At 68.4% G+C, this 22,897-nt stretch carries 24 protein-coding genes; 10 read left to right on the top strand and 14 right to left on the bottom strand.

Annotated elements, in window-relative coordinates; genetic code table 11:
• The first annotated feature begins 12 nt into the window (after positions 1-12).
• A complete protein-coding gene (locus HC022_RS00880; protein ID WP_167450989.1) occupies positions 13-1,527 on the top strand; it encodes a malonyl-CoA synthase in 1,515 nt (504 codons plus the stop codon).
• A 73-nt stretch (positions 1,528-1,600) separates the two neighbouring features.
• Here the strand turns inward: HC022_RS00880 and HC022_RS00875 are convergent, their stop codons facing one another.
• Positions 1,601-3,067 (bottom strand): mannitol dehydrogenase family protein, encoded by a 1,467-nt coding sequence (locus HC022_RS00875; protein WP_167450988.1) that lies wholly within the window; start codon positions 3,065-3,067, stop codon positions 1,601-1,603.
• Position 3,068: 1 nt separating this feature from the next.
• Positions 3,069-4,283 carry a mannonate dehydratase gene (uxuA, locus tag HC022_RS00870; protein ID WP_167450987.1) on the bottom strand — a complete coding sequence of 405 codons (1,215 nt, stop codon included), beginning with the start codon at positions 4,281-4,283 and terminating at the stop codon, positions 3,069-3,071.
• Between the two features lie 127 nt (positions 4,284-4,410).
• Here uxuA and HC022_RS00865 point away from each other — a divergent pair, with 127 nt between their 5' ends.
• The 5 genes from HC022_RS00865 to HC022_RS00845 all read left to right on the top strand — a co-directional run bounded on the left by HC022_RS00865 (position 4,411) and on the right by HC022_RS00845 (position 9,089).
• Complete coding sequence (locus HC022_RS00865) at positions 4,411-5,109, top strand: GntR family transcriptional regulator (protein ID WP_167450986.1); 699 nt, start codon at positions 4,411-4,413, stop codon at positions 5,107-5,109.
• Between the two features lie 37 nt (positions 5,110-5,146).
• Positions 5,147-6,124, top strand: coding sequence for a TRAP transporter substrate-binding protein (locus HC022_RS00860; RefSeq protein WP_167450985.1), 978 nt, complete (start codon positions 5,147-5,149; stop codon positions 6,122-6,124).
• A 125-nt stretch (positions 6,125-6,249) separates the two neighbouring features.
• Entirely contained in the window at positions 6,250-6,750 is a 501-nt protein-coding gene (locus tag HC022_RS00855) for a TRAP transporter small permease (protein WP_167450984.1), read from the top strand.
• Position 6,751: 1 nt separating this feature from the next.
• Positions 6,752-8,029: a TRAP transporter large permease gene (locus tag HC022_RS00850; protein WP_089959407.1), complete on the top strand. Its 1,278-nt coding sequence runs from the start codon at positions 6,752-6,754 to the stop codon at positions 8,027-8,029.
• Between the two features lie 10 nt (positions 8,030-8,039).
• Entirely contained in the window at positions 8,040-9,089 is a 1,050-nt protein-coding gene (locus HC022_RS00845; RefSeq protein ID WP_167450983.1) for an L-idonate 5-dehydrogenase, read from the top strand.
• Between the two features lie 15 nt (positions 9,090-9,104).
• On the opposite strand, the gene HC022_RS00840 is transcribed toward HC022_RS00845, so the two are convergent.
• The 12 genes from HC022_RS00840 to HC022_RS00785 all read right to left on the bottom strand — a co-directional run bounded on the left by HC022_RS00840 (position 9,105) and on the right by HC022_RS00785 (position 19,185).
• Positions 9,105-10,055, bottom strand: coding sequence for a LysR substrate-binding domain-containing protein (locus HC022_RS00840; RefSeq protein WP_167450982.1), 951 nt, complete (start codon positions 10,053-10,055; stop codon positions 9,105-9,107).
• 134 nt (positions 10,056-10,189) lie between these two features.
• Positions 10,190-11,131 carry a glyoxylate/hydroxypyruvate reductase A gene (locus HC022_RS00835; protein ID WP_167450981.1) on the bottom strand — a complete coding sequence of 314 codons (942 nt, stop codon included), beginning with the start codon at positions 11,129-11,131 and terminating at the stop codon, positions 10,190-10,192.
• A complete protein-coding gene (locus tag HC022_RS00830) occupies positions 11,128-11,547 on the bottom strand; it encodes a VOC family protein (protein ID WP_167450980.1) in 420 nt (139 codons plus the stop codon). Before HC022_RS00830 ends, HC022_RS00835 begins: the two co-directional genes overlap by 4 nt.
• A gap of 37 nt (positions 11,548-11,584) precedes the next feature.
• Positions 11,585-12,331, bottom strand: coding sequence for an ABC transporter permease (locus HC022_RS00825; protein ID WP_167450979.1), 747 nt, complete (start codon positions 12,329-12,331; stop codon positions 11,585-11,587).
• A 5-nt stretch (positions 12,332-12,336) separates the two neighbouring features.
• On the bottom strand, positions 12,337-13,131 hold the full coding sequence (locus HC022_RS00820) for an ABC transporter ATP-binding protein (protein WP_167450978.1): 795 nt from the start codon (positions 13,129-13,131) through the stop codon (positions 12,337-12,339).
• 26 nt (positions 13,132-13,157) lie between these two features.
• Positions 13,158-13,943, bottom strand: a complete 786-nt coding sequence (locus tag HC022_RS00815; RefSeq protein WP_089959420.1) for an ABC transporter permease — start codon at positions 13,941-13,943, stop codon at positions 13,158-13,160.
• A gap of 28 nt (positions 13,944-13,971) precedes the next feature.
• The gene (locus HC022_RS00810; RefSeq protein ID WP_167450977.1) at positions 13,972-14,979 is read right to left on the bottom strand and encodes an ABC transporter substrate-binding protein; all 1,008 of its coding nucleotides are present in this window, start codon (positions 14,977-14,979) and stop codon (positions 13,972-13,974) included.
• Positions 14,980-15,045: 66 nt separating this feature from the next.
• Positions 15,046-15,876, bottom strand: coding sequence for an aspartate dehydrogenase (locus HC022_RS00805; protein ID WP_008888032.1), 831 nt, complete (start codon positions 15,874-15,876; stop codon positions 15,046-15,048).
• Between the two features lie 253 nt (positions 15,877-16,129).
• Complete coding sequence (locus HC022_RS00800) at positions 16,130-16,960, bottom strand: sulfite exporter TauE/SafE family protein (protein ID WP_167450976.1); 831 nt, start codon at positions 16,958-16,960, stop codon at positions 16,130-16,132.
• Positions 16,957-17,970 (bottom strand): NAD(P)-dependent oxidoreductase, encoded by a 1,014-nt coding sequence (locus tag HC022_RS00795; protein WP_368484588.1) that lies wholly within the window; start codon positions 17,968-17,970, stop codon positions 16,957-16,959. The genes HC022_RS00800 and HC022_RS00795 overlap by 4 nt, the downstream gene beginning before the upstream one ends.
• Positions 17,870-18,463, bottom strand: coding sequence for an RraA family protein (locus HC022_RS00790; protein WP_167450974.1), 594 nt, complete (start codon positions 18,461-18,463; stop codon positions 17,870-17,872). Before HC022_RS00790 ends, HC022_RS00795 begins: the two co-directional genes overlap by 101 nt.
• A 23-nt stretch (positions 18,464-18,486) precedes the next feature.
• On the bottom strand, positions 18,487-19,185 hold the full coding sequence (locus tag HC022_RS00785) for a fumarylacetoacetate hydrolase family protein (RefSeq protein WP_167450973.1): 699 nt from the start codon (positions 19,183-19,185) through the stop codon (positions 18,487-18,489).
• Between the two features lie 217 nt (positions 19,186-19,402).
• Here HC022_RS00785 and HC022_RS00780 point away from each other — a divergent pair, with 217 nt between their 5' ends.
• The 4 genes from HC022_RS00780 to HC022_RS00765 are packed head-to-tail and all read left to right on the top strand — an operon-like array spanning position 19,403 to position 22,819.
• Positions 19,403-20,434, top strand: a complete 1,032-nt coding sequence (locus HC022_RS00780; RefSeq protein WP_008888263.1) for an ABC transporter substrate-binding protein — start codon at positions 19,403-19,405, stop codon at positions 20,432-20,434.
• A complete protein-coding gene (locus HC022_RS00775) occupies positions 20,431-21,243 on the top strand; it encodes an ABC transporter ATP-binding protein (RefSeq protein WP_040385031.1) in 813 nt (270 codons plus the stop codon). Before HC022_RS00780 ends, HC022_RS00775 begins: the two co-directional genes overlap by 4 nt.
• Entirely contained in the window at positions 21,240-22,112 is an 873-nt protein-coding gene (locus HC022_RS00770) for an ABC transporter permease (RefSeq protein WP_008888197.1), read from the top strand. The genes HC022_RS00775 and HC022_RS00770 overlap by 4 nt, the downstream gene beginning before the upstream one ends.
• The gene (locus tag HC022_RS00765; RefSeq protein ID WP_089959444.1) at positions 22,112-22,819 is read left to right on the top strand and encodes a GntR family transcriptional regulator; all 708 of its coding nucleotides are present in this window, start codon (positions 22,112-22,114) and stop codon (positions 22,817-22,819) included. The genes HC022_RS00770 and HC022_RS00765 overlap by 1 nt, the downstream gene beginning before the upstream one ends.
• The last annotated feature ends 78 nt before the right edge of the window (positions 22,820-22,897 follow it).

The raw sequence follows: 22,897 nt of genomic DNA, 5'->3' as shown, positions 1-22,897 counted from the left end.
GGAGATATGACTTTGGCAAACCCGCTCTATGACCGTCTGATCGCGCCGCTCGACGGGCGCGCATCCGATTTCCTGATCCTGCCCGACGGGAGCACCCTCTCCGGGGACGCGTTCCACCGCCTTGCCGCGCAGCAGGCGGGCGCCCTCGCCGAGGCGGGCCTTCGCCCCGGCGACCGGCTGGCGGTGCAGGTGGGCAAGTCGCCCGAGGCGCTGGCGCTCTATGCCGCCTGCGTGATGTCGGGCGTGGTCTTCCTGCCGCTCAACACCGGCTACAAGGCCGACGAGCTTGAGTATTTCATCTCCGACAGCGCGGCGAGCGCGGTGATCTGCGATCCCGCCGACGCCGAGATCGTGCGCGGCATCGCGGGCTCCGCCCGGGTGCTGACGCTGGACGGGGCCGGGCAGGGGACCTTGTCGGACGCAGCCGCCGCCCAGCCCGAGCGCTTCGCGCCACTGGCGCGCTCGGGGGACGACCTCGCGGCGCTGCTCTACACCTCCGGCACGACCGGCCGTTCGAAGGGGGCGATGCTGAGCCAGTCGAACCTGCTCTCGAACGCGCTGACGCTGGTCGAGGAATGGCGCTTCACCGCCGATGACGTGCTGCTGCACGCGCTGCCGATCTTCCACACCCATGGCCTTTTCGTCGCCTCCAACGTGATGCTCGCCGCCGGCGGCGCGATGATCTTCCTGCCCAAGTTCGACGTGGAGACGGTGCTGCGCTTCCTGCCCCGTGCGACCTCGATGATGGGGGTGCCGACCTTCTACACCCGGCTGCTCGACGATCCGCGCTTCGAGCGCGCGCTCTGCCGGGACATGCGGCTCTTCACCTCGGGCTCGGCGCCGCTGCTGGCCGAGACCCACCGCGCCTTCGAGGCCCGGACGGGGCACCGCATTCTCGAGCGCTACGGCATGACCGAGACCAACATGAACACCTCGAACCCCTATGACGGCGAGCGTCGCGCGGGCACCGTGGGCTACCCGCTGCCGGGCGTGGAGCTGAAGATCACCGACGCCGAGACCGGCGCCACCCTGCCGGACGGAGAGGCCGGGATCATCGAGGTTCGCGGGCCCAACGTGTTCCAGGGCTACTGGCAGATGCCCGAGAAGACCCGGGCCGAGCTGCGCGACGACGGGTTCTTCATCACCGGCGACATCGGGGTCATCGACCCGGACGGCTATGTCCAGATCGTCGGCCGCGCCAAGGACCTGATCATCTCGGGCGGCTACAACATCTATCCCAAGGAGGTCGAGCTGGTGCTCGACGACCAGCCCAACGTGCTCGAAAGCGCGGTGATCGGCGTGCCCCACCCGGATTTCGGCGAAGGCGTGGTCGGGGTGCTCGTGGCAGAACCGGGCACCACGCCCGACCTGACCGCCATCCAGGCGGCGGTGGGCGAGAAGCTGGCGAAGTTCAAGCATCCCAAACGGCTGGAGGTGGTCTCGGAACTGCCCCGGAACACGATGGGGAAGGTCCAGAAGAACATGCTGCGGGACCGCTTTGCGGAGGTGTTCAAGGGAAAGGGCTGAACGGCGCCGGGGAGGCCCGTCACCTGCCGGAGCGCCCTTCCGGACGGGCCGGGGTCCGGTCCGCCGTCGAAGATCACGCCCCGGACGCGCGCGCGGCCTCCCGGGCGATGACGTCGGTCATCGGCTGCGACAGCATCGGTGCGAGGATCCCGGTCACCTCGGCCCAGAAGCCATCGTCGCGGGCGACGGCGGGGGGGAGGATCCCGGTTCCGCGCAGGCCCGCCACGATGCCCGCCGCGTCCTGTCCCGCCGCGAGGGCGTGGAGCCGGTCCGCGATGGGGTCGCGCAGGTCGTAGGGCGCGCAGTCATGCGTGCGGCCCGAGACGTGGCGCAGCCAGGCGGCGGTGGCGAAGGCGAAGGCGCGCACCGGCAGGTCGGCGCGCCGTGCGTCGGGGATGGCGGCGAAGATGCGCTGCGGCATCTTTTCCGAGCCGTCCATGGCGATCTGGAAGGTCTCGTGCGCGATGGCGGGGTTCTTGAACCGGCGCAGCAGCGCCTCGGCATAGGCGCCGGTGTCGATGCCCTCGATCGGGGGCAGCGTCGCGGCGGCGGCGGCGAGATGGCGGCGGACAAGCGTCGCGAGGGGGGCGTCGGCCATGACGTCGCGCACGTAGGCGTCGCCTGCGTGGAACCCGGCATAGGCCAGCATCGAATGGGTGCCGTTGAGCATCCGCAGCTTCATCGCCTCGAAGGCCGAGACGTCATCGGTGAAGATCACGCCGGCGGCCTCCCAGTCCGGGCGGCCGAGCGGGAAGCTGTCCTCGACCACCCACTGGAAGAAGCGCTCGGTCTCGACCGCGGCAAGATCGTCGCAGCCGAGGAGCGTCGCGGCCTCGGCGCGCGTGGCCCCGGTCGCGGCGGGGGTGATGCGGTCGACCATGGTCGAGGGAAAGGCGACCTCGCCGGCGATCCAGGCCGACAGCGCAGGATCGAGGCGGCGGGCGAAATCGACCACCGCGCCGCGCAGCAGCACGCCGTTTTCCGGCAGGTTGTCGCAGCAGAGCACGGTGAAGGGCGCGAGTCCCGCCTCGCGGCGCCGGCGCAGCGCCTCGGTCAGCAGGCCGAGCACGCCCTGCGGCGCGCGGGGCGTGGCGAGGTCGGCGGCCACCGCCGGGTGCGACGGGTCGCAGCCCTGCGCGGCGCGGTCGAGCCCATAGGCCTTTTCGGTGACCGTGAGCGAGACGATCCGCGTCGCCTCTGACGCCATCGCGGCGAGCACCGGCTCGGGGTCGCCGGCGGAACAGACCGCATCGGCGATGGCGCCGATGACCCGGGCCGTGGTGCCCTCGGTGCCCTTCTCGATCAGCGTGTAGAGCCCGTTCTGGGGGTGCAGCTCGCCCGACGCCCTGGGCGAGCGCAGCGACACCCCGAGGATGCGCCAGTCGCCGCCCGAGGCCGCCAGCGCGAGATCGGTCAGCGCCGCCTGATGCGCCTTGTGAAAGGCGCCGAGGCCGAGATGCACGATGCCGACCCCGTGCGCCGCCGGATCGTAGCCGGGGCGCAGACCGGCGGGCACCTGCCCGAGAGAGGTCAGCCGCATGTCAGGCCTCCGCGACGAGAGGGTGCTGGAAGGCGTGGTAGAGGCCGCGCAGCTCGGCCAGCCCCTTGAGGCGCCCGATGGCCGGGTAACCGGGCTGGGCCTCGCGGCCGATGTCGTCGAGGATGTCCTGCCCGTGATCGGGGCGGAACGGGATCGACCAGTCGGCGCGGCCCTCGGCCTTGCGGCGGGCTTCCTCGGCGACGATGGCGCGCACCATGGCGACCATGTCGGTGTGGCCGCTCAGGTGCTCGTCCTCGTAGAAGGAGTTCATCACCGCATCGCCCTCGATGGCGACGTTGCGCAGGTGCAGGAAATGTACCCGGTCGGCCAGCGCCCGGAAGATCGCGACGGTGTCGTTGTCGGGCCGCGCGCCGAGCGAGCCGGTGCAGAGCGTGACGCCGTTGGCGGGCGTGTCCACCGCGTCGAGGATCTTGCGGTAATGCGCCCCGGAGGACATGATCCGCGGCAGGCCGAGCAGCGGGAAGGGCGGGTCGTCCGGGTGGCAGCAGAGCCGCACGCCGAGCTCTTCGGCCAGCGGGGCGACCTCGGTGAGGAAGTCGATCATGTGCCCCTGCAGGCGCTCTTCCGAGATGCTGTCGTACTCGGCGAGATGCGCGCGCACGTCCTCGAGGGTGAATGTCTCGGCGGCGCCGGGCAGGCCGAAGACGACGTTGCCGGCGAGCTGCTCGCGGCGGGCATCGTCCATTGCGGCGAAGCGCTCGGCCGCGGCAGAGACCACGTCATCGGGGAACTGCCCGGCGGCGCCGGCGCGCTGCAGGATGTGGATGTCGAAGGCGGCGAAGTCGATCAGGTCGAAGCGCATGCAGCGCGCGCCGTTGGGCCGTTCCCATGCGAGGTCGGTGCGGGTCCAGTCGAGCACCGGCATGAAGTTGTAGCAGATCACCTCGATCCCGGCCTCGGAAAGGTGGCGCATCGAGACCTTCCAGTTCTCGATGTGGGTCTTCCAGTCGCCCTTCTGCTTCTTGATGTCCTCGGAGACCGGCAGCGATTCGACAACGTCCCAGCTCAGGGTGGAGGGCCGGCCGTCCTTGCGGGTGCCGATCTCGCGCTGGCGTTGCGCGATCTCGTCGGGGGTCCAGACCACGCCCGTAGGCACATGGTGCAGCGCGGAAACCACGCCTTCGACGCCTGCCTGCATCATGTCGTCGATGCTCACACGGTCCCGCGGACCGAACCAACGCCAAGTCTGACGCATCGCTAATTCCTCCCTCGGAAGTCATGGCCCTAGATCGGCCCTTCTTACTGCCAATCCATAGCAGATCAGAATTCTGTTGACTAGTATGGTAGTATGCAGCACGGTGCGGTGGCAAGGGAGGACTGCAATGGGCATCGAGTCGCTCGACATCGGAAATCTGGACCTGTCGGCACCGGTCGGGCCGCAGCTCACCGCTGCTCTGCGCCAGTCCATCATCCGCAACCAGCTCAAGCCCGGCGTGCGTCTCTCCGAGGCCGAGATCGGCGCCCGTTTCGGCATCTCGCGCCAGCCCGTGCGCGAGGCCTTCATCAAGCTTGCCGAAGAGGGTCTGCTCGAGATCCGCCCGCAGCGCGGGTCGTTCGTGCGCAAGATTTCCCTCGAGGCGGTGATGGATTCGCGCTTCGTCCGCGAGGCGGTCGAGGCGGATATCGTCAAGGCCTGCGCCGCCGATCCCGCCCCGGGGCTGGTCGAGGATCTGCGCGAGCAGATCCAGGCGCAGCAGCGGCTCGTCGACGACCGCCCGGCGGCCTTCGTGCCGCTCGACGACATGTTCCACCGCACGCTGGCGCAGGCCGCAGGCCGGCCCAATGCCTGGGCGGTGATCGAGGGCATGAAGACACAGATGGACCGGGTCCGGCAGATGACGTCGATCAACTTCCCGCTGGCCCACCTCATCACGCAGCACAACGCGGTGGTCGACGCCATCGAGGCGCATGACCCGCAGGCTGCGGAACAGGCGATGCGCGGGCACCTGCAGATGATCCTGCAGGACCTGCCCGCGATCCGTGAAGACTTTCCCGACTATTTCGACCCCTCAGGGGAATAGTCGCGAAAATTTCAAGGCGAATGAAAGGGAGGAAACCATGTTCGTCACCAAGTCTCTCAAGACCCTCATGCTCACCGGGATCGCGACCGTCGCGCTGACCGCGTCGGCGATGGCCGCCGACATGACCCTCAAGCTCGGTCACCCGGCCAACGAGGACAACATCTGGCACAAGGCCTCGATGAAATTCGCCGAGGAGGTCGCCGCCCTGACCGACGGCCGCATCGAGGTCGAGGTCTATCCGAACGAGACGCTCGGCAAGGAGATGGACGTCATCAACGGCATGCAGCTCGGCACCGCCGACATGACCATCACCGGCGAGTCGCTGCAGAACTACGCGCCCATGGCGGCGCTGCTGGCGATCCCCTACGGCTACAAGACGCTCGAGGACATGGACGCGGTGGCCGGCGGCGAGCTTGGCGACAAGATCGAGCAGCAGATCATCGAGAAGGTCGGCATCCGCCCGATCGCCTATTTCGCCCGCGGCCCGCGCAACCTGACCTCGAACCGGCCGATCACCTCGCCCGACGACCTGAACGGGCTGAAGATGCGCGTGCCCAACGTGCCGCTGTTCCTCAACGTCTGGAAGGCGCTTGGCGCGAACCCGACGCCGATGGCCTTCTCCGAGGTCTTCACCTCGCTGCAGAACGGCACCATCGAGGCGCAGGAGAACCCGCTGGCGCTGATCAAGTCGGCCAACTTCAACGAGGTGCAGGACTACGTGAACCTGACCCAGCACGTGCGGTCGTGGATCTACCTGACGCTGTCCGACATGGCGTGGCAGCAGATGTCGGAAGAGGATCAGGCCGCGGTGATGGAAGCCGCCTCGCGGACACAGGCCTGGGAGCGTGAGCAGTTCCTCGCGGACGAGGAGCAGCTTCAGACGCAGCTCGAGGAGCTTGGCATGGAGTTCGTCGAGGTCGACAGCGCGGCCTTCGCCGCCGCCGCCAAGGAAGCGGTGCTGAGCTCGGTCGCCGAAGAGATCCGTCCCGACGTGGAGCAGCTCTTCGCCGAGTGACCGGCCGGGGATCCGTTCCCGATCTTCCGGCGGGCCCGCACCCTGTTGCAGGGCCCGCCTCCCCTCCGGTCCGGTGCTGCGCGCCGCGGCCACAGATCCCTCTCCCCCTCCCGACGAGGACGACCATGGAAAAGTTCACCGCGGTCCTGACCGTCATCGCCCGAGCCGCGACCGGCGTCTCCTTCATGGTCATCATCGTGGCCGTGGTGGTGCAGCTTCTGGGCCGTTCGGGCGTTATCAGTTCGGTCGTCTGGACCGAGGAGCTGACCCGCTTCGCGCTGCTCTACCTCGCCGCCTTCGGGGTCGGCCTGAGCTACCGCTCGGGCAACCTCGTCAACGTCGACATCGTCTGCGAGGCGCTGCCCGAGAAGCTGGCCTGGCTGCTGCGGCTGCTCTGCGCCGTCATCACCTGCGCCTTCGGCCTCGTGCTGGTCAACGCGACCTGGCTCTACGTCTCGATCGGCGCGCGCCAGACCGCGCCCTCGCTGGGCGTGCGGATGGACTGGATCCACGCATCGGTGCTGGTGGCGCTGCTGTCGCTGAGCTTCTTTGCCGCGCTGCGCGTGGTCGGAATGCTCACCGGAACGACCGACGGCAAACCCGACCGTCTCGAAGAGGACGCCTGACATGGAACTCGCCATCCTTCTGACCTGCTTCCTTGCGGGTCTCGTCATCGGCCTGCCGGTCGCGGTGACGCTGGGCGTCTCGTCGCTCGCCTACCTGTCGTTCAAGGGCATGCCGCTCGTGGTGATCCCGCAGAAGATGTACGCGGGCATGGACACCTTCGTGCTGCTCTGCATCCCGGGCTTCATCCTTGCCGGGAACCTGATGAACGCCGGCGGCATCACCGGGCGCATCGTCCGCCTGGCGCAGGCCATGGTCGGCTGGATGCGCGGCGGGCTGGGCCTGACCAACGTCGCCGCCTCGATGCTGTTCGGCGGCATCTCGGGCACCGCCGCCGCCGACGCCGCCTCGATCGGGGGCATGATGATCCCGGGCATGAAGAAGGCTGGCTACCCGGCGGACTTCTCCGCCGCGATCACCGCTGCTTCCTCGACCGTGGGGCCGATCATCCCGCCCTCGGTGCCGATGATCATCGTGGGCACGCTGTCGGGCATCTCGGTCGGCAAGATGTTCATCGCCGGCGCGCTGCCGGGCATCCTGATGGGGGTGGCGATGATGATCACCGCCTGGATCATCGCCCGCCGCCGCAACTTCCCGCGCCAGCCGTGGCAGGGCTTCGGAGAGCTCGGAAAGGCCTTCCTCGGCGCGTTCTGGGCCGTCGCCATGACCGCCTTCATCGTCGGCGGCCTGCTGATCGGCTTCGCCACCCCCACCGAGACCGCCGTGGTCGCCTCGATCTACGCCTTCGTCGTCGGCGCCTTCGTCTACCGCGGGCTCGAGCTGCGCGACGTGCCGCGCATCGTCATCGACAGCGCCGTCTCCGCCGCGGCCATCCTCGTGCTGGTGGGCCTCGCCAACGTGTTCGGCTGGATCCTCGTCTCCGAGCGCATCCCGCAGATGATCGCGGACTCGGTGCTCAGCGTCACCGACAACAAGTTCCTCGTGATCCTGCTGATCAACCTCGTGCTGCTCTTCGTCGGCATGTTCATGGAGACCATCGCCGCGCTGATCATCCTCTTCGGTCCGCTGCTGGCGCTGGCCACCGGGGTCGGGGTCGATCCGCTGCACTTCGCGGTCTTCGCGGTGCTCAACCTGATGATCGGCCTGACCACGCCGCCGGTCGGCGTCTGCCTGTTCATCTGCGCCGACATCGGCCGGGTGTCGCTGTGGCAGGTGACCCGCGCCATCGGGCCGTTCATCCTGACCAACATCATCGTGCTGCTGCTGGTGTCCTACATCCCGTTCTTCAGCACCTGGCTCCCCTCGCTTCTCAGCAACTAGGACGGTTCACATGACGATCCGCATCGCTCGCCTGCACGGCCGGAAGGACCTGCGCGTCGAAACCCTCGAAGACCCGACCGCCGGCCCCGGCGAGGTCATCGTCGCGATCGGCGCCGGAGGGATCTGCGGCTCCGACATCCACTACTACACCGATGGCGGCATCGGCACGATCCGGGTGCGCGAGCCGATCATCATCGGCCACGAGGCGGCCGGCACGGTGGTCGGGCTGGGCGAGGGCGTCGAGGGGCTTTCGGTGGGCGACCGGGTGGCGGTGAACCCGTCGCATCCCTGCGGCGCCTGCCGGTTCTGTCGCGAGGGCGCGCACCAGCACTGCATGAACATGCGCTTCAAGGGCTCGGCGATGTTCCTGCCGCACGAGCAGGGCTTCTTCCGCGACCGGATCGCCATCGGCGCCGCGCAATGTCACCCGATCGCCGAGGGCGTGCCCATGGCGGAGGCGGCGCTGGCCGAGCCGCTGGCCGTCTGCTGCCGCGCCGTGACGCGGGCGATGCAGATCGCGGGCCCGCTCGAGGGCAAGCGCGTGCTGGTGACCGGCGCGGGCCCCATCGGCGCGCTCTGCGTGGCGCTGGCGAAGCACTTCGGCGCCGCCGAGATCGTGGTGACCGACCTGCAGGACGCGACGCTGGAGGTGGCGAAGGCAGTGGGCGCAACCCGTGCCATCAACGTCGCCACCGACGGCGGGGCGCTGACCGGGTACGAGGCCGACAAGGGGCAGTTCGACCTGTGCTTCGAATGCTCCGCCGCGGGCCCCGCGATCCGCTCGGCCATCGCCTGCACCCGCCCGCTGGGCACCATCGTGCAGGTGGGCGTGATGGGCGATACGCCGGTGCCGTTCAACATGCTGGTGGCCAAGGAGCTGAACCTCGTCGGCACCCACCGCTTCGATGCCGAGTTCGGGCAGGCCGTCGAGCTCATCAACAGCCGCACCCTCACCCTCGCACCGATCGTCACCCACAGCCTGCCGGTCGATCAGGTGCAGGCGGCGATGGATCTGGCGCTCGACCGGGGCAAGGCGGTGAAGGTGCAGGTGGTGTTCTGAAGGCGGCGCTGGCCGTCAGGGGCGGGCGGTGGCGTAGAGCTTCGCCTGACCGCTGATCCAGGTCCGGAAGGCCTTGATGACCGGCAGCTGCCACTGGTGTTCGCGACACAGCAGGTAGTAGGCCCCGGCGCTTGGCACCGGGTCGCCCTGAAGCGTGACGAGGCGGCCGGAGGCGAGGTCGTCCTCGACGAGGACCTTGGGCACGACGGCGATCCCGTCGCCGCGGCGGGCGGCCTCGATCACCATGAAGTAATGGCCGAACCGCGGGCCCTCGTTGGCGACCTCATGCGGGATGCCCGTGGCGCCGAGATAGTCCGCCCAGGCATTGGCGCGGGTGGCCATGTGCAGGAGCCGGCGCGTCAGCAGATCGGCGGGAGAATCCACCCCGCGCATCACCCTGGCGGTGCCGACGGGCACGAGTTCGTCCGCCATGAGACGGTGGGCGCGCCAGCCCTCCTGCCGCTCGGTCATCTTCAGGTCGATGCGGGCCGAATTCGCCGGTGCGTCGCCATCGCCGAGGGTGCCGACGCGGATCGCGAGGTCGGTATCCTCTCGCGAGAAGTCCACGGCGCCGATGCCGGTCAGAAGGTGGACCTCGATGGCGGGGTTGGTGGTGGAGAAATCCTCGAGCCGGGGCATCAGCCAGTTCATCGCAAAGGTCGGCAGGGCGCTGATCGTCAGCACACCGCCGGCGGTCCGGCGGTCGACCCGCCCGACGCTCTGCTCGAGCTGGTCCAGCGCGCTGCGCACCCCGCGGAACAGCACGTGCCCCTCGTGGGTGAGGTCGATGCGGCGCACGCTGCGGACGAAGAGCGCAACGCCGATCTCGGCTTCGAGCGCACGCACGTGGCGCGAGATCGCGCCTTGCGTGACATTGAGTTCGGCGGCGGCTGCGGTGAAGCTCAGGGTGCGCGCAGAGGCTTCGAATGCCCTCAGGGCATTGAGGGAAGGAAGTCTGCGCCGCATCGGAAAGCCCCTGTCCACCGTTGGTTTGCGAACGCTACGGAGCGGCGGCGGAGAGCTCAAGGCGCGGGCACGAAGTGCGTCGCGACGGGGGACGCGACGCTGAAGAAAACGTCAGTCCGGTCAGGAGGGGACGCTCAGTAGCCGCGCGCGCCGTCGACGGCCTCGGGCAGGGTGCCGTCCCGGAAGTAGGCCGCGAGGTTCCCGGCGACGATGGCGCTGGCGGTGTCGCGGTTGGTGGGGGCGGCCACGTGGGGCAGCACGGTGACCGACGGGTGCGACCAGAGCGGATCGCCCTGCGGCAGGGGTTCGGTGTCGAAGACGTCGAGCACCGCATGCGAGAGCGCGCCGCGACCGAGTGCGTCTAGCAGGGCGGCGGTGTCGACGATCGGTCCGCGTGCAACGTTGACGAGCGCGGCGCCGGGCTTGCAGTGCGCCAGCATCGGCGCATCCAGAAGGCCGCGCGTCGCGTCGGTCAGCGGCAGCAGCACGGTGACGATGTCGGCGCGGGCAAGCACCCCGGGCAGGGTCCCGGTGCCGCCGAAGGTCTCGACGCCGGCCACGGTCTTGCGGGTTCGCGACCAGCCAAGCACCTCGAAGCCGACAGCCCGGAGCGCACGTGCCGCATGCTGCCCGAGATGCCCCATCCCGAGCACCGCCACGCAGCGCCGGGACGCTGCAACCTGCTCGAGCTGGCGCCACGTCTCCGCCCGCTGCTGGGCGAGATACTCGGGGATGCGGCGGTGCAGGTACAGCACGTGACCCAGCACGCCTTCGGACATGACCTGCGCGAGGTCGGGATCGACCAGCCGGACGATGCGGATCTGCGGGTCCAGCGTGCCGACCAGCCGCTCGACCCCGGCCCAGACGCTGTGCACCCATTCGAGCGCGGGAAACGCGGCAAGCGCGGCGGGGTCGGGGTTGGCGACGACGGCAACCCTCACGGCGGCGCGCTCGGTGGCATCAAGCTCCTCCGGCGCGCAGATCCGGTGCCCGGGCAACGCGGCGCCGAGCGCCCGTCGCCAGTCGGCGGCGGGCCCGGCCGCAAGCGAGGTCACGAAGGGGACGGGCGTGCTCATGCTGCCCAGACGGCCTCTTCGCTGGCAAAGCCCTTGAGCTCGATGGGATTGCCGGCGGGGTCGCGGAAGAACATCGTCCATTGCTCCCCCGGCTGGCCCTCGAAACGGACCGAGGGCGGGATGATGAATTCCGTCCCGGCCTCGGTCAGCCGTTCCGAAAGCTCGCGCCAGAGCGGCAGCGGCAGCACGGCGCCGAGATGCGGCATCGGCACCATGTGATCGCCGACCTTGCCGGTGGCGGCGTTCGCGAAGGGCGTGCCCCGGTGCAGCGAGACCTGGTGGCCGAAGAAGTCGTAGTCGATCCACGTCTCGGTGCTGCGGCCGCGCCTGCACCCCAGCGTCTGTTCGTAGAACTGCGCGGCGGCGTCGAGATCGTCGACATGATAGGCAAGGTGGAACAGGGGCTTGAAGGTCATGCGGGGCCTCTTTGGGTGAGTACGGGCAGGGCGGAGCCTACCATTTGACGAAACGGCGCTGCGCCAGTCGCATCAGCTGTTCGGCGATCAGCAGCACGAAGATGAACAGCATCAGCCACGCGAGCAGCAGCTGGATGTTGTAGATGTCATAGCCGGTCTTGACCTGCCAGCCGATGCCGTTCGGGAAGCCGAAGATCTCGGACAGGAAGGCGACCTTCCAGGCAAGGGTGAAGGCGACCCGGCCTGCGGCCAGCAGCGGCGGCACGAGGAAGGGCAGGTACATCCCGGTCACCCGTTCGCGCAGGCCGATCTTGAAGGAGTCCGCCATCTCGGTCAGCTCGTCCTCGAAATCGCCCATGGCGTCGCGGATGTAGGTGCCAACCACCGGCATCACCACGAGCCCGACCAGCACGATCACCGTGAGGTTGGTCCGCCCCAGCGAGATCAGGAACAGGAAGATCAGGATCAGCGTGGGCGTGAAGATCGAGATCTGCAGCAGCCACAGCGTCAGCTCGCGGAAGGTGCGCGACAGCGCCGCCGCGATGCCGTAGCCGGTGCCGAGCACCATGCCGAGGCCAAAGCCCGCGAGGGTGCGCCCCAGCGTCTCGCCAAGCGGGGCGAAGGCCTGTCCGCTGACGATGAGCTCTCCCAGCGTGGCGAAGACCAGCCACGGTGCGGGCAGCGCCCGCATGTCGACGATGATGGCGGCGGCGGCCCAGAGCGCGAGGAGGACCACGATGGAGGCGATCTGCGCCAGCGCGGCGGAGGTGTCGAAGCGGACCATCTGCTTCAGAACCCGATGCCGGCGCGTTCGGCGAAGGCGTGGCGGAGTTCCTTTTCGACAGCGATCACCTCGTCGCTGTCCATCCGGCGCGGCCACGGCAGGTCGACCTTGCGGCGCAGGCAGATCTTGGACGGCGCCGGGGTCAGCATGATGATGTCGGTGGCAAGCTGCGCCGCCTCCGAGATGTCATGCGTGACGAAGACGATGGTCCGGCGCTCTTCCTCGGAGGTCCAGAGGTTGGTGAGGATCCGGCGCATCTCGGCGGCTGTGATCTCGTCGAGGTGGCTGAAGGGCTCGTCCATCAGCAGGATCTGCGGCTCGTTCACCCAGGCCCGCACGATGGAGGCGCGCTGGCGCATCCCGCCCGAAACCTGGTGCGGGTAGAGGTGCTGCGCATCGCCAAGACCCACGGCGCGGAAGTACTTGTCGATGAGCTCGCGCCACTTTTCCCGGGGCTGGACGCCCAGACCGCGCAGGCCGAACTCGGCGTTCTCTGCCAGCGTCTTCCAGCGCAGCAGCCGCGGGCCCTGGAACACGTAGGCCATCTGCCGCGACAGGTCCGGCTCGGACCGCAGGTCGGTGCCGTCGATGACGATGCCCCTGGCGGTGTTGGGCTTGAGCAGACCGTTGATGATGTTGAGCAGGGTGGACTTGCCGCAGCCGGAGGGGCCGAGCAGGACGGTGAAGCTGCCCTTCTCGATCTGCAGCGAGAAGTCCTCGTAGATCACCTTGCGCCCGTCGGGGCGGCTGGCGTCGGGGAAGGACAGGTCGATGTTGTCGAGGGATACCTTGGGGATCATTCAGCGATACCTTGCGTTGCGCGGGCTCATCGGGAGAGCTCGCTTTCCTGTCGGATCCGGCGCTGGAGCGGGCCGAAGACCAGCAGGTCGACCGCCATGCCGACGGCGGTGAGCAGGATGCCCCACGCCACGATGGGGGCCATGAAGAGAGTGTCCGACCAGTAGGCCACGAGGATCCCGACGCCGTTCGGCAGGCCGATCACCTCGGCGATCAGCACGATGCGGATGCCATAGGCGAACGAGACGCGGGCGTTGGCCACCATGTAGGAAGCGATGGAGGGCAGGTAGAACCCGGTCAGGCGCTGCCAGCCCCGAACGTGGTAGCTGTCGCACATCTCGAGCAGGTCCTTCGAGATCGCCCGCACGCCCTCGGCGGTGCCGAGGAAGACCGGCGCGGTGAGCAGCAGCACGAGCGCCGAGACCGGCACGATGTTCTCGATGCCGAAGAGCACCAGCAGGATGAAGACCCAGACCACCGAGGGAACGGACATGGCGATCCACACCGGGTTGGCCATGAAGTCGAAGACCAGCCGCCTGCGCCCGGCCAGCACGCCGAGCAGCGTGCCGATGACGAAGGCGATGGACCAGGCGGTCAGAAGCCGCAGGAGGGTGGCACCGGCATGGGCATAGGTCGGGCCGAGCGGGCCGTCGTTCGACAGGATGCGCAGCAATTCGGCCAGTACGTCCTGGGGTGGCGGGAACAGCCGGGGCTGGACGAGCACGAAGGTCGTGATCGTCCACCACAGACCGATGCCCACCACGACGGGCGCGGCATTGAGCATCAGTCTCCGGGATCGCGTGAGGTCGGTCATGTCGCGTGCCAGCGTGGTCCGGCCCGCCTCACTCGGACGCCGTCAGCGTGCCGGGCGCGAGGAAGGCGGCGTCCTGCTCGGGCAGTTCCTCGACGAACTGGCCGTCGGCGAGCAGGGTCATGATCGCACCGATCCACTCCTGCGTGTAGTCCTCTGAGCTGAGGTACCACTTGCCTTCCTCGATCAGGCTCAGCACCGAGTCCACGGTCTCGGGACCTGCGAGCCAGCCCGCGTCCTGTGCAAGCTGCTCGTACTCGCCGCCCGACGCGAAAGCCGAGGGGTTGGCCTCGATCCAGGCCGTGGCCTCGTCGAGACCGGCGACGACGGCGGCGGCGGTCTCGGGGTTCTCGTCGAGCCAGGTGCCGGTGGCCACGGCGCCATTGATCACCAGCGGCTGGCCGGTCGCGGCTTCCATGGCCTCGGTGAACGAGAACACCGTCCTGAACTCGGGAAGGGCGCGGGCGGCCGCCGACGATCCCGAGAACAGCAGTGCCGCATCGACGCGGCCCTGTTCGACCAGCGCCAGAAGCGCGCCGGAGGAGGCGGTCACCACGTCGAAATACTCGGTCGGGTCCTCGATGTCGTAGAAGGCGCGGGTAAAGGCGCGGAAGCTGGCCCAGGTGCCGGTGCCGAAGCCCGGGATGCCGAGCTGCTTGCCCTCGAGGCTCAGCACGTCGGGATATTGGTCCGCCTCCTCGGCGCGCACCACGATGCCGTTGTACATGTTCTGCGCACCGGAGGTCGAGAAGTAGCGGAAGTCCGAGCCCTCGGTGACGAACTGCACGGTCTCGATCGGCGACATCCAGGCAATGTCGGTGTCGCCGGCGACCAGAAGCGCCTGCACCTGGTCATAGCCCACCTTCGAGACCTCGACCTCGAGCGCGCCGAAAAAGCCGCGGTCGGCGGCGACGAAGGCGGGGATGGCGCTTGCCTCGACGGTCATCGAGACGGATTGCGCCGCCAGCGGCGATGCGCCGAGGGCAAGGAGCCCGGCAAGGGCGGTGGTTCCGGGGAAGAGGGGGGAGAAATGGGTCATGGTCTGGGGGTCCCTGTTGGTCTCAAGTCTTTGCTTGTTGTCCCTGATCGTGTTGCCCGCCGGGCGTCAGGTGCCCATGCGCAGCGGGGCGGTCATCTTGCGCAGCGTGGCGATCACCGACAGCGCGGTGATGCGCCCGGTCTTGGGGTTTTCGCTGGGCACGTTCTCGATCGACATGGAGAAGCTGGCGCTGTCGGCCACCACCTCGATGGCGTGGGTATTGCGGGTGAGGGCCGGATCGGCCCAGATCTCGATGGTGGTGCGGTCCGGGCCGATGCCCGAAAGCGCCAGCGCGGCGCCGACGTTGAGGTTTGCGGGAAAGCCCCGCGCGGCCTCGCGGGCGCTGCCGCTGAAAACACGGATCGGCGCGGTTGCGCTGGCGATGTCGATGCCGTGCTCGTCGAGGTAGGGCGCGCCCAGCAATCCGGTGACGGGCTTGCGGGTGATCATCCGGACCGACTCGATGCTGCCCTCGGCCGCGGCGGTCACCGCATCGAGCGCCAGCAGCGCGCCGGAGGGGGCGATGATCTGCCCGCCGTTCTCGGCCGCGAGCTTCACGAGATGCTCGGAGCTCAGGATGGCCCCGACCGATAGCACCACGGCTTTCTTGCCGGCTCGAACGAAGGGACCGACGATCTCGGGGAAGAGCGCGGCGGGCGCGCATTCGACCACGAGATCGGCATAGGGCTCGAGCTCTCCGACCGCGACCACCGGGACGTCCGGTGCGATTTCTGCAAGGCGCTCCCGCGCGGCGTCACGGTCGCGGGCCGACACGGCCCCGATTTCGAAGCCGGGAAGGCGGCCCGACTGGACCGCGGCGACGACGCCGAATCCAATGGCGCCGAGCCCCGCGACGGCGAGGCGGATCGGCTTGGGGGTGGGGATGTCTTGCGGCACGATCCGCGGCTCCTTCCGGTCTGCGAGGTCCAGCCCCGACCCGTATCCGGGGGCCGGGCGGTCGGGTGTCGAAGGGAGCGTAGAAAGGGGAAGGAAAGCCGACAAACGACAAAAACGCCGCCATGCGTGAGCTTAGCTCATGCGGAGGCGATCGGCGGTGGGCGTGTTCCTGAAGCGCGTTGTGCGGGGGTCATCCTCTCCGCCGGTGGCCGGACGAGGGCGCGTTCGTTCCGCATGAGCGGTCGATTGCGCCTCAGAACAACGCGATCACGAAGCGGATCGCGACGATGGCCAGGAACAGCCCGAACAGGCGGGGGAGCGGCTCGCGCGAGAGGGCGTGGGCCAGCCGTGCGCCGCGTCGTGTCGTCAGGAGCGCGGTCGGCAGCGTGAGCACCAGCGCCGCCAGCGAGACGAAGCCCACGGCGTCGGGCGGCAGGTCGGGCTTGCCCCAGCCCGCGATGACGTAGCCGATGGCGCCGGGGATCGCGATCAGAAGGCCGACGCCGGCAGAGGTCGCGACGGCGCGGTGCATGGTCCAGCCGTGCAGCGTCAGGATGAGGTTGGAGATCGCCCCGCCTCCGATGCCCATCAGCGCCGAGAGCAGCCCGACAATGCCGCCGTAGAGGCCCCGGAGGGGCTCGCCCGGCAGGCCGTCGCGGATCAGCCACGGTTTGCGGACGAAGAGCATCTTGAAGGCGTTGAAGCCCGCGACCGCCGCGAAGACGATCTGGAACACCTCGGCCGGGGCGTATCGGGCGACGGCGCTGCCGATCAGCACACCGGCGGTGACGGGCAGCGCCCAGGCCCGGAGGTGCGGCATGTCCAGCGCCCCTTTCTCGGCGTGGGTCCTCGCCGAGAGGATCGAAGTCGGTATGATCATCGCCAGGGACGTCCCCACCGCGAGCGGCATGGCGATGTCGGCGGGGGCGTCCATGAAGAGGAAGGTCTCGTAGAACACCGGAACACTGATCGCGCCGCCGCCGACGCCGAAGAGGCCGGCAAGAAGCCCGATCAGCGCTCCGGCGACGATCAGCCCGAGGCACAGGAGCGTCAGGGTTCCGGGATCTGCGAGGAGGGCGTTCAACCTTCGTGCCCCGAGAGCAGGAAGCGCGTCAGGCTGGAGCCGTCCATGCCGCCCAGCCCCGCTGCGATCGCCGCGTCGTAGAGCGCCACCGTGGCCTCCGAGAGCGGCATCCCTGCCGGGCCCTCCGCGTGCGGTGCCCACGCGAGCGCAAGCCCGAGGTCCTTGCGCAGGCCGTTCAGGTCGAAGGTGCCGGGCTGGTCGGTGCCCTGCAGCGTGGTCTTGACGACCTCCAGGCGGTTCTTCAGCACGGCCGGTCCCGCGGAGCTGTTCGCCATGAGATCCGCCGCGCGCGCCGCATCCACGCCGCTGCCCTGCAGGAGCGCGAGCGCCTCGGCCATGCCCGCCCAGTAGAGCGCCAGCGGCAGGTTCACCGCGAGCTTCATCGCCGAGCCCGCGCCGACCGGGCCCAGGTGATCGACCCGTTTGCACAGGCTCTCCAGAACGGGCTTGCCGCGTGCCCAGGCGGCGTCGGAGCCTCCGGCCATGCCGAGCAGCGCCCCTTTCAGGGCCGGGCCGACGGTGCCGCCCACAGGGCATTCGAGGTAGAGCGCCCCCGCCTCTTCCGCCGCCCCGGCGCAGCGCCGCTGGTCGTCGGGCGTGAGGGTGCTCATCTCGATCCAGAGCTTGCCGTCGAGGCCGCGGCGGATGGCCTCGTCGAGGGCGGCAGAGACCGCGGTGGCGTCGGTCAGCGACGAGATCAGCGTCCCGCAGTCCGAGACGAGATCCGCAAGAGACGCGGCGTTCTGCGCCCCGGCGGCCACGGCGTCTCCGGTCTTCCCGGGGCTTCGGTTCCAGACGCTCACGTCATGGCCGGTCTCGATCAGTCTCTTGGCGATGGCCGTGCCCATCCGTCCGGTTCCGATGATGCCAACTCGGGCTGTCATTGGTCTTCCTCCCTGTTGTCCTGCCTCAGGCAAATCCGAAGATCTGGCAAGTCGTCTCTCCCCGGCGCAGGCGGTCCATGACCTCGGCCTCCCTGACGGCGCGCCGCTCCCCCTTGGCGAGCGCATCGCCGACGGTCCCGGGGTCGAGGATGACGATGGCATCGCGGTCCGCGACCACGAGGTCACCGGTCCGGATCTCGACCTCGCCGATGGTGCAGGCGGTGCCGATCTCGCCGCGACAGGATTTCCTCGTGCCGGGGATGGCCGTGCCCCGGCAGAAGACCGGGAAGCGGCTGTCGACGATCTGGGCGCTGTCCCGGACGCAGCCGTCGATGACGAGACCCGTGATCCCGGCGATCCGGGCGGCGGTTGCCATGATCTCGCCGAACGGGCCGGTGGTCAGGTCGCCGCCGTAGCCGACGACGAGAATGTCCCCGGGGCGGGCCTGTGCCAGTGCGAGGTGGAGCGCGAGATTGTCGCCCGGTGTGCAGCGCACCGTGAGCGCCACACCCGCCACGCACCCCTGCGCCGGGTCGAGGGCGCGCAGATCCCCCGGGACGATGCGCACCGCTGCCACCTCGCCAAGCGTGGCGGTGCCGAGCCCGGCCAGGGCAGACATCGCCGTCTGGCCGGGCCGGGGTGTCATGCGGCGCGGGCGCCGATGGTGACCTTGAGCGGCTCGAGCCCGTCGCAGGTGACCTCGAGCGTGTCGCCGCTCTTGACCGCGCCGACCCCGGCCGGGGTTCCGGTCATGATGATGTCGCCGGCCTTGAGCTCGTACTGCTCGGAGATCTTCGAGATGATCTCCTTGGTCTTCCAGATCATCAGGTCGACGTTGGCTTCCTGCTTTGTCTCGCCGTTGATGATGGTCTTCAGGACGTGGTGGTCGATGTGACCGGTGTCCTCGACGCTGCTGATCGGGCCGATCGGGCAGGACTTGTCGAAGGCCTTGGTGATCTCCCACGGCATGCCCTTTTCCATGACGCCGACCTGATGGTCCCGCCGGGTCATGTCGAGACCGACGCCATAGCCGAAGATGTGGGAATAGGCCTCGTCCTCGGGGATGTTGTAGCCGCCGGATTTCAGCGCGACGACGAGTTCGCCCTCGTAGTGGAAGTTCTCGGTGAAGACCGGATAGGGGATCTCGCCCCCGCCCGGGACCACCGCGTCCACGGGCTTCATGAAGATCACCGGGGGGTCACGCTCGTCGGCATTCATCTCTTGGATGTGCGCGACGTAGTTCTTGCCGATGCAGTAGATCCGCCGGACCGGAAAACTCTGTTTGGAACCAACGATTTCGAGTTCGGGCCTCTCGGGCGCCGCCACGGCGAGTTCGGACATGTCTACCTCCCTGGTGATGTCGCCTTCACGCTAATATATTTTTTATGAACCGGCTATATCGAAGATAATTTAATTAAAACAATGTAATGGTTCCAACATGGGCGGATTACGGTTCATAAAAATATATAAAACTATCAAAAAACCGAGAATCGCATACACTCTGCCCATGGCTTTCGTCGGGAGGGCGCGGGCCATGACTTGGGAGGAGACAAGAAACATGAAAACAAATCAGCGATTTACCCGCCGAACAACGCTGGGGGCCATGGCGGCGTCGGCGATGGTCCTGGGTCTTGCGGTCCCGGCCGCGGCGCAGACCAGCATCACGGTTGCGGTGCCGAACCCCTCGGCTGTCACGTGGGCGCCCATGTGGGCCGCCATCGGCGAGGGCTATTTCGGGGAGGAGGGCCTCAGCCTCGAGGTGCAGGCGGTGGACGGCTCGTCCTCGGTCCTGCAGGCCATGTCTGCGGGTCAGGCCCAGATCGGTGCGCCGGGGCCGGGGCCGGTGCTGAACGCCCGTGAGCGCGGGCTCGACGTGGTGTTCATCTACAACCTCTATCCGAAGAGCGTCTTCGGCCTGCTGGTGAAGGCGGAGTCCGACTACACCGACCCTGCCGGGCTCAAGGGCGAGATCATCGGCGTCGGCACCGCCGATGGCGCCGAGGTCTCCTTTGCCCGCGCCATCCTCAGCGACGCGAACATGAAGGAAGGCACCGATTACGAGTTCCTGCCGGTCGGGGACGGCGGCACCGCGGCGGTCGCCTTCATGCGCGGCGATGTCGATGCCTATGTCGGGGCTGTCAGCGACGCCGCCATCCTCGCCAACCGGGGGATGGAGCTGAACGAGATCACGCCCGACGACTACCTCGCCTTCTTCGGCAACGGCTACGCGGTGCTCCGCGATTACGCCGATGCCAACCCCGAGGTCGTCGAGGGCTTCGGCCGCGCGCTTGTCCGCGGCATGCGCTTCGTGTCGGATCCCGCCAACGAGGACGCCGCGCTGGACCACATGGCGGCGGGCAACCCGAGCGAGGGCGAGGACCGCGCGTTCGCATCGGCGCTCCTTGCCGCGGCGGTCGAGCGCATGACGCCCACGGACGCCTATATCGAGAAGGGCTACGGCTTCCAGCCGCCCGAGCACTGGGAAGCCTGGGAGAAGAGCCTTCTCGCGGCGGGCGATCTGGAGGCACCGCTCGAGGATCTCAAGGCGGCCTACAGCAACGATTGGATCGACGCCTGGAACGCGGAATGAGTCAGGTCGTGAAGATGGACAGCAGAAGAGAGGGACCGGCCGTCACACGGCCGGTCTACCAGATCGAGCGCATGTCCAAGTCCTTCGGCGCGTTCAGGGCGCTGCAGGGCGTCAACCTGACGCTCAACAAGGGCGAGTTCGGCGCGGTGATCGGGTCCTCTGGCTGCGGGAAGTCGACCCTGCTGAAGATCATGGCGGGGCTGATGCCGCCCAGCTCGGGCCGGGTGGTGCTGGCCGGCAAGCCGGTGCTGGGTCCGCGCCGCGACATCGGCATGATGTTCCAGCAGGCGACGCTGCTGCCGTGGAAGACCACGCTCGAGAACGTCCTGCTGCCCATCGAGATCCGCGACGGCAAGGGCGCGGCGCGGGCCGCGGCGGGCCGGGCGCGCGACCTGCTCGAGCTGGTGGGCATCGGCCGCGCCGAAAAGGTCTATCCCGGCGAGCTCTCGGGCGGCATGGCGCAGCGCGCGTCGATCTGCCGGATGCTCATTTCCGAGCCCGAGGTGCTGCTGCTCGACGAGCCGTTCTCGGCGCTGGACGAGCTTACCCGCGATTTCATGAACATGGAGCTGCAGCGGATCTGCCTTGAACGGCACGCGACGGCCTTCCTCGTGACCCATTCCATCCCCGAGGCGGTCATCCTCGCCGACCGGATCTACATCATGCAGGCAAACCCGGGCCACGTCGCCGAGATCGTCGACATCGACCTGCCGCGGCCGCGCAACCTCGACATGATCAACACTCCGAAATTCGGCGAGATCGTCCATTACATTCGCGAGAAGCTCGGGCAGGAGGCCTTTGGCACATGACGGATCAGGGCTACACCGCCGCCAAGGCAGAGCACCCGGCCTACGAGGGCGACACGATCTGGACCGAGCAGGAGCCGCTGATCGACCGCATCCCGCGCTGGCTCGCCATGACCGGGCTGATGGTGCTTATCCTCGGCATCTGGTTCGGGCTGACCGCCACGGGGCTGGTCTCGCCGATCATCCTGCCGGGGCCCGGCGAGACGTGGGACGACATCGTCTTCGTGGGCAGGAACATGGTGACGGGCGGCTACGTGCTCGAGGCCATGTGGACCACCAGCCGCACCGTGCTTTATGCCTTCGCGCTGGCGACGACGCTCGGCTTTTCGCTGGGGGTGCTCGTGGGCGAGACCAAGTTCGGCGAGCGCGCCGTGATGCCCTATCTCGTGGCCATCGATACCATGCCCAAGGTCGCCTTCGCGCCGCTCTTCATCGCGTGGCTGGGCTTCGGCATCTCGTCCAAGGTGGCGCTGGCGACCTTCATCGCGACCTTCCCCATCGTCGTCTCCACCGCCGCGGGGCTCTACGCGGCTTCCGAGAACGAGCGGATGCTCTTCAAGTCGATCGGGGCGACGCGAATGCAGACGCTCCTGCGGCTGAAGCTGCCGACCGGGCTGCCTTATTTCTTCACGGGCTTGAAGATTGCCGCCGTCGGCGTCATGGCAGGGGCGATCACCGGCGAATTCCTCGGCGGGGGCGAAGGGGTCGGCGCGCTCATCCGCGTGTCGGCGTCGCAGCTCAACACGCCGCGGGTGTTCTCGCTGATCATCTACCTGAGCTTCCTCGGGCTGGCGCTCTTCCTTATGGTCGTGTGGCTCGAACGGACGCTGGTATTCTGGAGAAAGTCCGACAAGCCGAGCGGAATGGGGTGATGGTGAAGGCAAAGTCCGATCCGAGAATGGGTGCGATCCTGTCCGATCGCGCCCATGACTGCGTGAAAAGTGATATCCTGCTGGGGGCGCTCGAGCCCGGTGAGAAGCTGCAGCTCGAGGCGATCTCCGAGCGCTACGGCATCGGCACCGCGCCGATGCGCGAGGCGCTGAACCGGCTGTCGTCCGAGGGCTGGGTCGAGCGCCGCAGTCAGCGCGGCTTCTTCGTGTCGCCGCTGTCCTTCGCCGAGCTCGAGGAGCTGGTGAAGACGCGGATCTGGCTCGAGACGCTGTCCTTGCGGGAATCCATCGCCCACGGCGATCAGGACTGGGAGGACGCCGCGATCCTCTCGTATCACCGGCTTGCCCGGACCGAGCGGGTGCTCGACACCGGCGGCGGCGCGATGCGGTTCAACCCGGACTGGGAAACGCGGCACCACGATTTCCACCTTGCGCTGCTCTCGGCCTGCGGATCGCAGTTGATGCTGGGCTTCTGCGTCCAGATGATGGAGCGCTCGATCCGCTACCGGAACCTGTCGGTGAAGTTCAACATGTTGCGACGCGGCGATGCCCTGGCCGAGCACGAGGCCATCCTGAACGCCTCGCTCGACCGGAACGCCGACGAGGCGGTGACGCTGCTGGCCGCGCATTACCGGCTGACGCTGGACGGGCTGCGCGAGCGGCTGTTTCCGGACGCCAGCGAAGGGTAGGGGCAGGGCACGTGTCGCGCCCTGCGGCACTTGGTTTCGGCCTCTGATCGAGGGCGGCGCCCGCGTCGCGGCGATGCG

The organism is Salipiger sp. HF18 (genome assembly GCF_011806505.1).
GTDB lineage: Bacteria > Pseudomonadota > Alphaproteobacteria > Rhodobacterales > Rhodobacteraceae > Salipiger > Salipiger thiooxidans.
The sequence above is the reverse complement of the archived record's forward strand: the minus strand, read 5'-3'. Positions and strand labels throughout refer to the sequence as shown.

Excerpts from the sequence above, each read along its gene's own strand:
- HC022_RS00865 (WP_167450986.1), top strand. The coding sequence starts at position 4,411 with ATGGGCATCGAGTCGCTCGACATCGGAAATCTGGACCTGTCGGCACCG.
- HC022_RS00785 (WP_167450973.1), bottom strand. The coding sequence starts at position 19,185 with ATGTCCGAACTCGCCGTGGCGGCGCCCGAGAGGCCCGAACTCGAAATC.
- HC022_RS00780 (WP_008888263.1), top strand. The coding sequence starts at position 19,403 with ATGAAAACAAATCAGCGATTTACCCGCCGAACAACGCTGGGGGCCATG.
- HC022_RS00790 (WP_167450974.1), bottom strand. The coding sequence starts at position 18,463 with ATGTCTGCCCTGGCCGGGCTCGGCACCGCCACGCTTGGCGAGGTGGCA.
- HC022_RS00840 (WP_167450982.1), bottom strand. The coding sequence starts at position 10,055 with ATGCGGCGCAGACTTCCTTCCCTCAATGCCCTGAGGGCATTCGAAGCC.
- HC022_RS00850 (WP_089959407.1), top strand. The coding sequence starts at position 6,752 with ATGGAACTCGCCATCCTTCTGACCTGCTTCCTTGCGGGTCTCGTCATC.
- HC022_RS00815 (WP_089959420.1), bottom strand. The coding sequence starts at position 13,943 with ATGACCGACCTCACGCGATCCCGGAGACTGATGCTCAATGCCGCGCCC.
- HC022_RS00770 (WP_008888197.1), top strand. The coding sequence starts at position 21,240 with ATGACGGATCAGGGCTACACCGCCGCCAAGGCAGAGCACCCGGCCTAC.
- uxuA (WP_167450987.1), bottom strand. The coding sequence starts at position 4,283 with ATGCGTCAGACTTGGCGTTGGTTCGGTCCGCGGGACCGTGTGAGCATC.
- HC022_RS00875 (WP_167450988.1), bottom strand. The coding sequence starts at position 3,067 with ATGCGGCTGACCTCTCTCGGGCAGGTGCCCGCCGGTCTGCGCCCCGGC.
- HC022_RS00855 (WP_167450984.1), top strand. The coding sequence starts at position 6,250 with ATGGAAAAGTTCACCGCGGTCCTGACCGTCATCGCCCGAGCCGCGACC.
- HC022_RS00860 (WP_167450985.1), top strand. The coding sequence starts at position 5,147 with ATGTTCGTCACCAAGTCTCTCAAGACCCTCATGCTCACCGGGATCGCG.
- HC022_RS00775 (WP_040385031.1), top strand. The coding sequence starts at position 20,431 with ATGAGTCAGGTCGTGAAGATGGACAGCAGAAGAGAGGGACCGGCCGTC.
- HC022_RS00835 (WP_167450981.1), bottom strand. The coding sequence starts at position 11,131 with ATGAGCACGCCCGTCCCCTTCGTGACCTCGCTTGCGGCCGGGCCCGCC.
- HC022_RS00810 (WP_167450977.1), bottom strand. The coding sequence starts at position 14,979 with ATGACCCATTTCTCCCCCCTCTTCCCCGGAACCACCGCCCTTGCCGGG.
- HC022_RS00845 (WP_167450983.1), top strand. The coding sequence starts at position 8,040 with ATGACGATCCGCATCGCTCGCCTGCACGGCCGGAAGGACCTGCGCGTC.
- HC022_RS00765 (WP_089959444.1), top strand. The coding sequence starts at position 22,112 with ATGGTGAAGGCAAAGTCCGATCCGAGAATGGGTGCGATCCTGTCCGAT.
- HC022_RS00820 (WP_167450978.1), bottom strand. The coding sequence starts at position 13,131 with ATGATCCCCAAGGTATCCCTCGACAACATCGACCTGTCCTTCCCCGAC.
- HC022_RS00795 (WP_368484588.1), bottom strand. The coding sequence starts at position 17,970 with ATGCGCTCGCCAAGGGGGAGCGGCGCGCCGTCAGGGAGGCCGAGGTCA.
- HC022_RS00830 (WP_167450980.1), bottom strand. The coding sequence starts at position 11,547 with ATGACCTTCAAGCCCCTGTTCCACCTTGCCTATCATGTCGACGATCTC.
- HC022_RS00825 (WP_167450979.1), bottom strand. The coding sequence starts at position 12,331 with ATGGTCCGCTTCGACACCTCCGCCGCGCTGGCGCAGATCGCCTCCATC.